At 57.2% G+C, this 12,835-nt stretch carries 11 protein-coding genes; 8 read left to right on the top strand and 3 right to left on the bottom strand.

The window, feature by feature from the left end:
* Positions 1-117 precede the first annotated feature (117 nt).
* Together BN903_RS15160 and BN903_RS01985 are read left to right on the top strand one after the other, a co-directional pair.
* Positions 118-1,926 carry a hypothetical protein gene (locus BN903_RS15160; RefSeq protein WP_052334898.1) on the top strand — a complete coding sequence of 603 codons (1,809 nt, stop codon included), beginning with the start codon at positions 118-120 and terminating at the stop codon, positions 1,924-1,926.
* A 57-nt stretch (positions 1,927-1,983) separates the two neighbouring features.
* Positions 1,984-2,715, top strand: a complete 732-nt coding sequence (locus tag BN903_RS01985) for a CPBP family intramembrane glutamic endopeptidase (RefSeq protein WP_052334897.1) — start codon at positions 1,984-1,986, stop codon at positions 2,713-2,715.
* A gap of 25 nt (positions 2,716-2,740) precedes the next feature.
* Here BN903_RS01985 and BN903_RS01980 read toward each other — a convergent pair whose 3' ends face one another.
* The gene (locus tag BN903_RS01980) at positions 2,741-3,097 is read right to left on the bottom strand and encodes a hypothetical protein (protein ID WP_052334896.1); all 357 of its coding nucleotides are present in this window, start codon (positions 3,095-3,097) and stop codon (positions 2,741-2,743) included.
* 136 nt (positions 3,098-3,233) lie between these two features.
* Here BN903_RS01980 and BN903_RS01975 point away from each other — a divergent pair, with 136 nt between their 5' ends.
* The 6 genes from BN903_RS01975 to BN903_RS01955 all read left to right on the top strand — a co-directional run bounded on the left by BN903_RS01975 (position 3,234) and on the right by BN903_RS01955 (position 7,598).
* Positions 3,234-4,022: a hypothetical protein gene (locus tag BN903_RS01975; protein ID WP_228840991.1), complete on the top strand. Its 789-nt coding sequence runs from the start codon at positions 3,234-3,236 to the stop codon at positions 4,020-4,022.
* A gap of 97 nt (positions 4,023-4,119) precedes the next feature.
* Positions 4,120-4,377: a hypothetical protein gene (locus tag BN903_RS01970; RefSeq protein ID WP_154018006.1), complete on the top strand. Its 258-nt coding sequence runs from the start codon at positions 4,120-4,122 to the stop codon at positions 4,375-4,377.
* Positions 4,378-4,437: 60 nt separating this feature from the next.
* Positions 4,438-4,770 (top strand): hypothetical protein, encoded by a 333-nt coding sequence (locus BN903_RS01965; protein ID WP_048076098.1) that lies wholly within the window; start codon positions 4,438-4,440, stop codon positions 4,768-4,770.
* Between the two features lie 81 nt (positions 4,771-4,851).
* The gene (locus BN903_RS17835) at positions 4,852-5,163 is read left to right on the top strand and encodes a hypothetical protein (protein WP_228840990.1); all 312 of its coding nucleotides are present in this window, start codon (positions 4,852-4,854) and stop codon (positions 5,161-5,163) included.
* Complete coding sequence (locus tag BN903_RS01960) at positions 5,163-5,963, top strand: LamG domain-containing protein (RefSeq protein ID WP_048076097.1); 801 nt, start codon at positions 5,163-5,165, stop codon at positions 5,961-5,963. Before BN903_RS17835 ends, BN903_RS01960 begins: the two co-directional genes overlap by 1 nt.
* Before the next feature lie 870 nt (positions 5,964-6,833).
* The gene (locus BN903_RS01955; protein WP_048076182.1) at positions 6,834-7,598 is read left to right on the top strand and encodes a DNA polymerase sliding clamp; all 765 of its coding nucleotides are present in this window, start codon (positions 6,834-6,836) and stop codon (positions 7,596-7,598) included.
* A gap of 33 nt (positions 7,599-7,631) precedes the next feature.
* Here BN903_RS01955 and BN903_RS01950 read toward each other — a convergent pair whose 3' ends face one another.
* Complete coding sequence (locus tag BN903_RS01950; protein ID WP_195155680.1) at positions 7,632-8,750, bottom strand: PH domain-containing protein; 1,119 nt, start codon at positions 8,748-8,750, stop codon at positions 7,632-7,634.
* Positions 8,751-9,565: 815 nt separating this feature from the next.
* On the bottom strand, positions 9,566-12,721 hold the full coding sequence (locus BN903_RS01945) for an ATP-dependent DNA helicase (RefSeq protein ID WP_048076095.1): 3,156 nt from the start codon (positions 12,719-12,721) through the stop codon (positions 9,566-9,568).
* Positions 12,722-12,835 lie beyond the last annotated feature (114 nt).

Here is a 12,835-nt window from a genome sequence, read left to right as displayed (position 1 = left end):
TCTCGTGGTGAAAATCTACACAGCACCCCTAATTAAATCCACCGGGGGGTGGGGGGAGCTAGAATTCGGCTGTTTATAGCCTCCATGGGGGAGTGAGAGGAATTTGGATTAGAGCCCATGAGCACCATAGCCCACACTACCGCCACCGAGGAAAGCCGCCCGAACACGCTTCTCTCGTACTGGTCAGACACGACCGAGGGGTCAACGTTCCAAAGCGAGAAGCTCCGCTGGTGGACTGAATCACATCTCCAAGAGGCAGAGCATATCCTGAACCCGTGTGCCGGCGTTGCGAGATTAGACGTACCGGGTGACATCCTACGTCTTGACATCAATGAAGACGCAGACGCCGACCTCCACATCGACTTTCGGACCATTGAGGACCACGTAGAGCCAGAGACCTACGATGCGATCGTCTACGACCCGCCCTACACGTGGGGGCAGGCAGTGAAGAAGTATAATCTGGATTTAGCCTGCGACGAGTTCTATTTCTATAATGATGAAGTGATGGAGATGTTCAATCGAATCCTGAAGCCCGGCGGGATCATCATCCAATTCGGATACTCGACGTCGGTGATGCCCCTCTCGCTCGGCTATAAAACTGAGGCTGTTGCTCTGTTCAACAAGCTGGGCGCGCAAAATGACTATCTCGCAACGGTGGCCCGGAAGCCGACCACCCCAGGTCAGTCCACCTCGGCCACCACCGTCAGTCAATCCGTCGTCCCGAATGCTGGCGCAGAGAACATCCGCGGATCGAACATCTCCAAGGGTGGAAACGGCGGTGAAAACATCCAGATGGAATACCGCCACTCCCTCAGTAACGGCTCACTCAACAAGGCGCTCAAACCGTCTATCACATCGTGGCTCGATGATGATGATCGCGTTCTCCACATCTACCAGGACACCCCGCGGTTCTCGCTCGACGAGTACACCTGTACCACCTGTGCCTACACGTCAGCCGACTTCGATACGGACGCCGATTCCCTCTCCGCTGATGTGGTCGTCGCCCCGTGGAACATCGACAGCACGTTCGCAACGGGCGAGTTCGACGCGGTCGTCCTCGACATCCCGTATGAGGCCTTCCAACGCAACATCCGAAGCCCGCAAGCAGAGGCCAGCTCGAAATCTGGAGTCACCCACATCGACACGATCCTCAAGCGGAGCATTACGAATCTCGTCAAAGGAAACGGCGGGCGTGTGATTCAGATCGGGCAGACAGCGACGCTGATGAGCGGGGCGGATTACGACTACACCCGTCGCGGCGTCACAATCACGAACCACGCACCGGAACCCCACGACTGGATCATCACCGTCGACGAGAAACCTCACGAGAATCTCGAAGTTGCGACGCTCGGTGATGGCGAGGTCGATGGACTCTACCAGCACCCGCACGGGGCACCGAACATCACCGACAAGCAGAACCGGACCAACTTCGAGCCTCACCCCGACTCCTCCCACTGTGAACACTGTGGGAACTCCTACTTCCACCACCCTGCGGCCTACGTGGACTGTCCGGATTGCGGCGCGATCGCCGGGAATCTCTGCCTCTCCGAGAGCGGCCAGCCCATCAATCCTTCCGGAGCTGACCACCGTATCACGGACTCCGACGTCTGTCCCAGTCGGCTCACAGAAGCAGAGGCACTCCACGACGGGTCCTGTAATCGAAAGGATCCGAGCTATGTCGCTGCCGATGACGAGATCGTTTCCGAAATCACTGACCACCTTCCGTCCGATATTCTCTCGGGCGACTACGCCTACATCCGGCGCAAACACCTCGAGCAGGTCCTCGAAGACAAGCTCACAGCAGAACCACGATCAACAGACATCGTCGAACGGGTGATCGAGAGACTCAGTTCCGGGCCTGCCAGCAGCCCAGAGACCAACACTCCAGCGGATACAACCGCGTGTACGCTCGATGAGTATCTCTAATGCGAATCTGACCAAAGCACTAATGACCACGTACTGTCCACGGTATAACTACAACACATGAGTCAGGTCCGTACATTCATCTCAGCCACGGGTATCGGTATCGGCGGATACCTTCTCATCGGCATCTGGTCGGGTATCCTCTTGGGCGCGCTTTACTTCACAACTGGCGCAGTCCTCTTCGAACAAGAACTCTTCGTGAGTAATCTCGGCCTGCTGATGGGGGCTGTGACTACGACGGCACTGTTTTTCCAATTCACCGATCACAGGTACCAGTTCCTCAGAGTCAGACCGCCAACGTCGAAGGAACTGGTGTTGGCTGTCGGGGGTGTCGTGGTTCTGCTCGCCGGAGCGATAGGCCTCGAATTCCTCCTCGGTCTTTTCGACGTGGGGACCTCCGATCACCAGATCTACGAGGCCTTCACCACCCAAGAATCACCCGCCAACCCCACAATCTTACTCGCGCTCATCCCCATCTCGATCCTGATCATCGGCCCGTGTGAGGAACTCATCTTCCGAGGGCTCGTTCAGGGATCGCTCTACCAATCGTTCGACCGGCAATATGCTATACTCGTCACGAGTGTCATCTTCGCGATGGTCCACTTCCCGGCTTACCTAACCGCAAGCGCAGCGGATGCAACGAGCACACTCCTGATCGTTCTCTTTCTCTCACTCATCCTTGGCTGGCTGTACGAGACCACAGACAACCTCATCGTCCCTTCACTCGCCCACGGCATCTACAACGCGGTCCTCTTCCTCTTTCTCTATTTCGAAGTTACCGGCGTTGTGTAACCCCCTCTATTTCAACTGGAAAATATTACGATTCTTCCCCCTCGACCTTCCCTTTGTAGTCCCAGTTTTGACCGCCCTTTCCGTCCGGTGTGACGATGTACTTGTACGGCCCGTGCGGGCAACCCTTACAGTCTGAACCGCAGTTGTTCCGCCGGATAACAACCGTCCCCTCGTCGCTATCTTGGACGTCGACGACCTCGTCTGACTCATCGACATCTAAGTCGTCCTCGTCGATCATCTGGTCCTGTTGACCGATCCGGTATTCGCGCAGTTGGCGGGCGTACTCCTCGATTAGCTCTAACTGATCGATTTCTTGGCGGCGGAGTCCATCAACGATGTACTGCGCGATCTCGTCCGGTGGGGTCGGTTCAGTGTTTTCCATCTTGTCAATAGATATGGGCCGCAGCATTGTAAAGCTTGACAAGAAAATACCGCTCAAATCCGTTTTTGCCTTCCGAGAGAAGGTGAGAAGAGGGTTTGAATAGAACCCAGACGCGCTACTACCGACAGACGATACCATGGTCGTATTCATCTCCACAGTCTCTAGCCCTGACCGCCCGAACAAGCTCGCGCAGTTTTACCGGAAACTCGGTGTGCTAAAAACGCAAACAGGAGGCCCATTCTACCTCTCAGATGTCGATGGAACGATGGACTGGCCTCACCGTGGGATCTACGTATTCTTCGACAAATCCACAGACCCAGAAATTGACCCGGTTAGCGAGTGGCACATCACTCGGATCGGTACTGTCGGTGTTTCCAAGGGAAGTTCCAGTTCGCTCTGGCAGCGACTCCGCACCCACCGAGGAACCACCAGTGGGAACTACGCCGACGGCGGCAACTGCCGAGGATCCGTGTTCAGGCTCCACGTCGGAAATGCGATCATCGAAGACGAAAGCCTGGAAGACAAATACCCTCACTGGGGCGTTCCGCACCGTCAGCTCCCAGACAACATATCCACCTCAGAGATTCGCGCCCAAGAACACCCACTCGAACTCCGGGTCTCCGAGCGGATTCGAAACCTCCCGTTCCTTGTGATTGACATCCCCGGTAAGCCCCACGCAGACTGCGATCGGGCTCGCCTTGAGAAGAACCTCATCGCGCTTGTCTCTCACGCACGCCGGACGAATCCCCATCTGAAAAAGGACGACTGGCTCGGTCACCACTCGCCGCGGGCCGAAATCAACAAAACCGGGCTCTGGAATCTCGACCACGTGAATTCTTTCTATACGGACAGCATCATCTCGGAGGTGACCCCCTACATCGAGTCCACCTCTCCCATCAGCGAAGACGATTCTGAGGGCCAGTAGTCTTTTGAGCCGACTCTGTCTACGTGCGTATGCTATGGCCGCAGAAATCACTACAGAGGGGCTAATGCCCCGCGTAAAGTCGGGAGTGGCCTATCTGATGGGCTTACTCATCATTATGAACGGCGTGGGGATACTCGCGATGCACTCTATCGGGAGTGGTCTCCTGCTACTCTGTGGCGGTGTCTTCCTCTTTCCCGTCACCCGGAGAACCATCGAATCTCGGCTGGATACGGAACTCACACTGATGGTTACCGCAGGCATCTTCCTCCTGTTCTTCTTCGCCGCGTCGGTGCTCTTGTTGATGAACGTCGACGTCGCAGAGGAAGGCCCAGAGATGCTCGCCCCCTACTTCTAACAGCGGTCAATCTGACCGGAGCAGATATTACACCCGCCTTTGAACTCCGAGCTACACCCCATGGTAGCCTACTCTATCATCCTATTCGGGAGTATCGTCATCATTAGCCTCATCGCGTCTACCGCGATTGGCTTTGGCGTCCAGTGGGCGGCTTCGGAATTCCAACTCGGCCCTCTCCCGAGAGCATTCATCGGGTTCGCCATCATCATTCCGTCAGTGCTACTGAAAGCAATCGACCTTGGGATGATCCGGATGATCCCGCTCTTCTTAGTCATCTACTACGTCGGCACCTTCCAGATCGGGACCAAACTCGGCCTCGCAGCTGGCATGGAAGCACCCGACGATAACGACCCGCCGGACTTCTTCTTCGATATGCTGAACAGATACCAATAACCCGATGAGGGTTTCATCGGATCACGCGATAATCTTTTTATAGCCACCCTGCGGTGTTCGGTATAGGCCATCCGACAACTCATGGCACAACCATCCGTCCCATCAGACTCGCCGAACAGACCGCACTGGTTCTCCGACGCGATCGGTCGATCGGAGGCCGGCGTCACAATCACAGACATCTCGTTAGGGTCTACTGCCCTCAACGAGATGCTCATCAGACTCGCGGTCAAGTTCGACAACGACTATCGGGAGCCCAGACGGTACTACACGCTCCGACATGATGGAAGCTCTTGGGAGTGCCAGACACCGCGTAAACCGTCAATCTGCGCCTCCGTGACCGAGTGGTTAGACTGTAACCTCAGTTCGCCAGACGGGCTACGAGCTCCGTATTGATGCCGGGCGAGTCGCACCGCTTCACCACCAATAGACGACTGAAATCCAATACTAAGGAGTTAGGATGGGGTGGCGATCGCGACTGGCAGCCCGATATTGAAGAGAACGACGAGATCGAGATCAACTCGGGGAGTGTGTTTCCCTGGGCCGGTCCTAACATCCCCACCGAGGGGCTCGTTTCCTACTGGGACCTCAATGCTGGCTCCGGAAATTCCATCACCGATATCGAAGGGTCACACAATGGATCGATCCACAATGCTACATGGACCACTGACAGCGAAAGAGACGGATCAGTGCTCCAGTTCGATGGGGGCAACGACTACATCGTCCTCAACGGTTGGTCAGGGATAACGGGGACGCACCCGCGGACCTGGGCAATCTGGTTCAAGTCTGGTAGCTCTCGAGACCACCGCCTCATCTCATACGGGGCGAACACCTACGGGAACAAATATGATATCCGAATCGATGACGCAAATGGCGATGTCCTGCGTGTCGAAAACGCAAACGGACAAAAATACGGCTCAGTAGATGTCATCGACGGCCAATGGCATCTGCTCACCGTCGTCTTCCCATCTGGTGGGTCAGCTGTCCATGACCACTCGCTGTACGTTGATGCGACCTTAGATTCCAACACTGGGGGTGGGAATCAGTCTCTGAATACAGCCACGTCAACCAATGTGTTCTTTGGGAAGTCCCACTGGCACGCCGACGATACGAAAGGGCGCATCGGGGCCGTGTATGCCTACGATCGAGAGCTATCCCAATCGGCGATTCAAACACTCTACGACGAGACCAAGTGAACGCAGGGAGCCAACCGCCCTTCTAGTCGATCTGAGTTGAGGAAGACGCCCGAGATATTGTTTTTACCCTCCGAGAGATGGTGATGAATCGTGGTTGTGTGGAAAGAGACATACAGCCATCGATTCCGACTAGAGGGTAGCTCCGTCGTCAGGAGCCCCTTCTAGATTCGTTCGCGGCCTCGCCTCAGGATTGTTTTATATTTCCCGATGGGGGTGAGGAGCAGTAGAAAAGAGGTACTCAGAAAAATGTCCCAAGCAGCTGACTCTCAGTCGAACGGAAGCACCGACATCGAAGACAACGACACGGGCGGCATCGTGATCACGAACAAGCCGCAGACGGAACCGAGCGCGGGCGACGTGGAGAACAACCAGCCCGAGGCTGTTGAGAAGCCCGCCGCGGCCGACGAAGAAGTCGCTGAAGCGTCTGCCGTCGACGAACCCGAGTCGGAGCCGCAGTCCTCTGACTCTGTCGAGGATGTCGAGGAATCCTCTCCCGAAGCCTCCGACGCTCCCGACGTGGAAGCCGAGGACCCCGCCGAAGCCGGCGAAGCCGACGAAGCCGAGCCGGTCGAGGAGGCCAGCACCGACGCAGCTGCGGTAGAGCCCGACACCGACCCCGCCAGTTCCGCTGTTAGCGATGAGGTGACCGAAAGCGATACCGTCGACGAACCCGAAGCAGAAGTCGAAGCCGAACCCGACGACCTCTCCGAAGACGAGTCTGAGACCCCGTCCGTGGATGCTGAGGAGGCGGCCACCGAGGAGGCGACCGAGGACGGCTCGACCAACGAGGAATCCGACATGAGCAACACCCAGGCCGAACCCGAACCCGCACAGACCGACGATGGCGACTTCTCTGGAGTCGACGAGGACGTGAAGTCCCCGCCCCAGGAGTTCGACGCGATCGTGGAAGCATCCACCCTCAAAGACGCAATCGACAGCGTCGGCGTTCTCGTGGACGAGTGTAAGATCCGCACCTCCCCCGAGGGACTCCAGATTCGCGCTGTCGACCCCGCCAACGTGGGGATGGTCGACCTGACCCTCTCCGCTCCCGCGTTCGAGAGCCTCAACACCGACGTCGGCATCCTCGGTATCTCGTGGGATCGGTTCGAGAAGGTCATCGGCCTCGCGAACAGCGGCGACCTCGTCCACTTGGACTACGACCACGAGACGCGAAAGCTCAACGTGGAGATCAACGGCCTCTCGTACACGCTGGCGCTCATCGACCCCGACTCCATTCGACAGGAACCGGAGATCCCCGCCCTCAACCTCCCGGCCGACGTGACCGTCGAGGGCTCGCAGATCGCGCGCGGTGTGAAGGCCGCGGACATGGTCTCTGACCACATCCGCCTCTCCGTCGACGACGTGGAACAGACCTTCAGTTTCAGCGCCGAAGGTGACACCGACGACGTCGACCTCGAACTCGACGCCGACAGTCTCGTGGCTCTCAGTTCCGCTGCGCCCGCGAACTCGCTGTTCAGCCTCGACTACCTGAAAGACATGAACAAGGCCATCCCGAAGAAGGCCGAGGTCACGATGGAGCTGGGCGAGGAGTTCCCCATCAAGCTCCACTTCGGATTCGCAGAGGGCCACGGACAGACGACGTTCATGCTCGCTCCGCGTATCCAGAGCGACTGACGCGCCAAATTCCTTCGAAAAGTCGTTTACAGATTACCGTTCGTTAATTTCCCGCATATCGTCTTGGAGGGACTGTCTCGTCACTTGTTCCTCTATGCTATCGCCCTCCTCTTGAGCCGGCTGCCTCCAAGGGTACTCTGGTGATTCTGACTCTTCTTCTCCATTCTCCTCCTGTTCGTAGGGTTTAGTAGGCTCTTCAGGCTGTTGTGCTATCTCTTCATTACTAGCCGGGGACTGACCCGCTTGCTGATCAGCGGTAGGCTCAGACTGATGCTGCTGACCTCTACTATTTTGATACTCTGTCGATCTTTCTGTCCGCGGATCGTCCACCGCCGAATCGGGAGAAACACCACCACGAAGCCTGCGTTCCTTATCCTGACGCATGTAGTATTTGATCTCCTTAATAAGCTCTCCTGGCTGGTCAACTCCGTGGAAGTGAACTTCGCTTCCACCCGTCCCCGCGGTGAAGAAGTCAATGTGGCCTACACCGTAGAACCGCTCCGGCGGCGGGTAGTGATCTTCAACGTTCTGTATCTCATGGAGGTCGAACCGCTGTTTCGTTGTATTAAGCAGGTGAGCCCGGTGAAGGATCTGCCGGTTCGTAACGATGTGCCAAGTCGACCCCCGCTGGATCGCTTGACGAGTAAGTAGCAACACGGACAAACTAACGAGGAATAGCGGAAAGTACCACCAGCGGTCAGGGACGCCCAGATCAAGTACGTTAGGAGTGACAAGCGCAAGCATCTCCTCACCATACCCCAGCGGGACACCAATCGTTACTACCACAGCAACAACGAGCATCACGATCGCAACAACATACGGCCCCATCATCACCCACCGACTCGGGTTTCCTTCGTGAACGATGAACTCTTCGTCACCGATCATATCCTCCGGGTAGAAGTACCCCGAAATCCCTTCTTTCGGATCCGCTGTCCCTGTTATTCTAGGCAGTAACCAGTGTAGCCCTGCGATCTTCAGATGCCACGCTTTACTCGCAGCCACCATCACGAGCAGTATCAGTTTAACGTGGATCGGGCCTTCTACATCAGACCAACTCAGCGGGTTTGACCCCTCACCTTCGTCATTCCCATATCGTTGACTTGGTGGGACGTAATCTTCAGGAAGTCCGCCAAGTTGTTCCGATGTAGCCACAGTTTGGTCCAGTCCGGTTTGTTGCTCACGGGTTGGTGTTGATGGCTCTCCCCCGTCTTGCCGCAGGTGTAGATCAGACTCCGCGACTCCGCGAGAAGTCTCGTTGCCGGTTGTCTCTCTATCGGATGGCGTCATAATTGGTTGATCAACTCTCTTACCACCCCAAATTCACCCACATACGATAATCCTTCCCCTCGTTTACCCCCACCCCTTTCAGCCAGCAGTCAGTTCAATCAGAATAGTTATAACAAATGACTGCTAACGCCAGCCATGCCTCAAGCGCATAAAAGGTCACACACCGGTAGGTCAGCAGTGAACACTGGCAATAGTGAACTGGGCCAAAACGAACGGTATGAGGAATGTGACTCCTGTAATGATTTAACCATTCACGAGATCACCGTCGAATTCACTTCAACTGGCTCTGGTGACCCGAAAACCCACGGCAAAGCTCCGTTTCGAGTAACCCGATGTCTCACATGCGAGACGACAACGAAGCTGCGCGTGGGCTCGATGAAACAGGCTGGAACGCGGTAACCCCGTTTCACAACGCCGGGGATCGGCCCCACGGAGCGACGGCTTTAGCACAAAACAAGCGGTACCTGCCCAATCTGACAGAACCACTTATTACACCCGGCAACGGAGCGCCGGCTGTATGCCCACGTGTGAGAACTGTGAAAGTCACGTCACCGACAACTATGTCCGAGTCTTTACGCCGGACGGACTAGACAATCCCCGCGCCTGCCCGCAGTGCGATGACCTTGTTCGGCACAACGGACAAATCAGGAAGGCCCGTACCCCAAGATTCTAACCGCCTGCTACTCCGGCTTTCTGGCGTCCCTTGCGATCGGCTCTATCTCCGAGAGAACGATGTCCGCTTTCACGTCTGTCCAGCCACTCGCCGATAGCTCCTTCGCGAAGTTCAGCTTTATCGTATCTTCACCCGTGTCTCCGCTCTCGACCGTGTGTTCGTAGACGAGCGGGACGATCTCATTCTCAGCAACGCGCGTGCTGACGGAGACCCACCCGGAAAGGCCTGCTTCCTCTCCGAAGTAGATCTTCGAGTACGAATCCGCGTCGTTCGTGTCTTCAGTTCGACCACTCGCGTGTGCCGGTTCCTCGCTTGTGACGCTCTTAGCCGCAACCGTCTCTTCTGACCCTGCCTCCTCAGCCGTTTCTCCGTGTTCATAGCTGAGTGGCGTTTCCTCCCAGAACGTGGACAACGCCCGCCCCACATCATCGGGGTTGGTCATGGCGAACTCTCGCTGCTCCTGTTCCGAGAGGTAGTCGTTGACGCCGTAGAAGCCCGACGACCCATATCGTTCGTCGAGGAGGACCCGCACGCCAGTCTCCTCGGAGCCGCGGATCACGCGGCCGAAGGCTTGCCGAACCTTCCGGACTGCGGGAACGGTTAGGGCCGTGTCGAACCCGGACCCTTCCATACGGTCATCGTAGGCGGCTTTGATCGCTCGGATCGTCGGCTGATAGGTCGGCAGCAGCGGGATACCAACCGCAACGACACAGTGGAGCTTCCCACCGTCGTAGTCGACGCCTTCTGTGATCGTCCCGCGCGTACTCGTGAAGATGACCGAGTCCCCATCCGCGAAGAACTCCTCAAGCGTCCGGTCGGTCTCTTGTGAGGAGCTGGACTGGTCCAGGTGGAGCCGCTTCGAACTCTGATCCGCTTTGACGAGTTCGTACGCCCACTCCGCTTCGTTGTAGTTCGGCATCGCGACCAGCACGTTGCCGGGACTAGACGCGACCTGCTTGATGACTCTCGCGTACTCCTGGCGAACCTCGGTCATCTCAAGTGGGTCTTGGGTCGGGCTTCCGCGATTCTTGTTGGTGTACTTCGGCAGGTCGCCGATCAACGACAGCCGATTCTCCTCGGGAAACCGAAGCGGGTACTGCTCGAACTCCGATGGCCGCTCACCGGGCTTCTCCTCTTCGTCGTCCTCACTTGGGTACGACACCTCGTCGATACCCACGGCCTCGATGAAAACATCCTCAGGCTTGATGGTCGCGCTCATCAGCACACCGCCACCCAACTCGGAGAACACGCCTTGGAGCTCTCGCCGCGGGATACAGTTGAACAGCTGGAGCTTCGGCGTCCACTGACTGACCCAATCGGGGTACTCCCCCGGAACGGACTCTTTCGGACTGTATTCGAGAACCACGTGCCGGTGGTACTCGACGAGGCCTTCGACCGCCCACCGCTTGAAGAACTCCCCGACACCCACACCTTGCGGCGTCCGGTCGTGGATGCCCTCCTCTTCGAGACCCTCATAGACGAATTTGAGAGCGAGCATCACCGGGTAGACCTTCCGGTAGGTTCCAGCATCGTAGTCGGACTCTCGGACCGTCTCAGTCATGAGTGTGTCCGGGTCGTCCGGGTCTTCAGGTTCGGTCAGCGGATGCTCGATATCGCTCAGGTTCCATCCGTAGTCGACCGCCTGCTCCCACGTCACATCGTCAAACTCCTTGCCGATGCGCTCGGCTCCGTACCCGAGGATCTTCTCTTTGACGTATCGAAGGAACCGCTCTACTTCAGAGAGATCCTTCACCGAGACCGAATACCCCGGTATCGTACTCAGCGCCTCCTTCGCGAGTTTCTTCGCCGTGTGCCGCTTCTCCGTTGACAACCCCGACGATGGCGTCTTCTCGAAATCCCCGTTGGCGTAGTGACGGGCGATTTCGACATCGGCGATCGCGCGGTCGAGTGTGTAGATGTCCATCTCATCCGAGAGCATATCTCGGACTCTGGATTCGATCTGGTGTGCCTCGTCAACTACGATGATGGTCTCTTGATCGAGGATGCCCGCCTTCTCTTCTGTGAGTAGGCGCGTCTGTGGGTCGTACAGGTGGCTGTAGTTCCCCAGCACTACTTCAGCGTCCGACGCGAGGTGCGCCATTGTCTCGTGCGGGCAGATGCCCCTACTGGCGGCCTTCTCGATCAGCTCGCGACGGTCGAAAACGTGATCTTCGGCGTCATCGAAACTGAACGGGACAGACGGCCCCCCAGCGAAGAACCCAGCGTAGAACGGGTCGAACTTGCCCTGAAGGTCTAACGGCAACTGACCAGTCCCACGGCGCTCAAGCACCGCCGTGTCGACGACGTCGTTCGTGTGCGGGATGTAATCTGGGTAGGGCGTTTCCACCCCATCAACAACGAGGTTGTCCGCAGTCTCTGCGCCACCTCTCTCGAGATCTGCTACGATCTGGCGGACGGCCTTCGCCCGTTCCGGGTCGAATCGGTAGTTCTCTCGGTGTTGCTCTGCCGCTTCCGAGGGATCACTCCAATCGTAATCGTGGCGCGAGAAGTCCGGCGGCGTCATCCCGTCAGGCCAGTTCAACGGGATATTCGAGTCGAACCGGATCAACTCTGTCGTCATCTCACGGAGATCATCGATCTTCGCCGTGACAGGGTGCCGGTCGAACGGGGCGGCATCCGTGTAGGCGTACGGGAGCATGTCTGTCCGTCCGCGCATGACTACCGTCGAAACCGGGGACACACCGCGATCGAGGGATTGGTTGATCCCCCTCATCTCTTCGATGAACTGCTTGATTTGCTGCTTAAGCGGTGTCGTCACCACGACACGGGAATACTCGGGGAACACTCCCTCCTCAGTGCGGTGTCGGCTGAGGTAACTCCGGTCGCGAATCGCGTGGATTCCAGCAGTGACAGCCATCAGCGTCTTCCCAGTCCCACACGCGCCCTCGTGGACGTAGTAGCCGTTATCAGCCAGCAGGTCGAGAAACGTGTCTATCGCGTCCACCTGGTCGGAATACGCCGCTTCATAGCGAAAATACGGCGTCCACGCTTCGTCCAGCTCGGACAGGTCGACAGTATCCGACCCACCCGACGAATCCGACCCATCGCTAAGCACGAGCTCGGGTTCCATCGACTCACCGCCAGTCACCTCTGGAGGTAGCGGTGGCGGATCTTCCCGGCTCGGATTATTGTCTTGGGTCATTGTGATACTGAATATTACAACGGCTCCCCTCTTGAACGTTGTTTGTTTCAGCGGTCTATTAGAGTATTTTCGAACCCTCAGCCGCTCAATCTCTCACTCAGTGAAGCACAGATC

This window comes from Halorubrum sp. AJ67 (assembly GCF_000513435.1).
The sequence above is the reverse complement of the archived record's forward strand: the minus strand, read 5'-3'. Positions and strand labels throughout refer to the sequence as shown.

Bases quoted from the DNA above. Each gene is read 5' to 3' on its own strand.
- BN903_RS15160 (WP_052334898.1), top strand. From the start codon at position 118: ATGAGCACCATAGCCCACACTACCGCCACCGAGGAAAGCCGCCCGAAC.
- BN903_RS01985 (WP_052334897.1), top strand. From the start codon at position 1,984: ATGAGTCAGGTCCGTACATTCATCTCAGCCACGGGTATCGGTATCGGC.
- BN903_RS01980 (WP_052334896.1), bottom strand. From the start codon at position 3,097: ATGGAAAACACTGAACCGACCCCACCGGACGAGATCGCGCAGTACATC.
- BN903_RS01975 (WP_228840991.1), top strand. From the start codon at position 3,234: ATGGTCGTATTCATCTCCACAGTCTCTAGCCCTGACCGCCCGAACAAG.
- BN903_RS01970 (WP_154018006.1), top strand. From the start codon at position 4,120: ATGGGCTTACTCATCATTATGAACGGCGTGGGGATACTCGCGATGCAC.
- BN903_RS01965 (WP_048076098.1), top strand. From the start codon at position 4,438: ATGGTAGCCTACTCTATCATCCTATTCGGGAGTATCGTCATCATTAGC.
- BN903_RS17835 (WP_228840990.1), top strand. From the start codon at position 4,852: ATGGCACAACCATCCGTCCCATCAGACTCGCCGAACAGACCGCACTGG.
- BN903_RS01960 (WP_048076097.1), top strand. From the start codon at position 5,163: ATGCCGGGCGAGTCGCACCGCTTCACCACCAATAGACGACTGAAATCC.
- BN903_RS01945 (WP_048076095.1), bottom strand. From the start codon at position 12,721: ATGACCCAAGACAATAATCCGAGCCGGGAAGATCCGCCACCGCTACCT.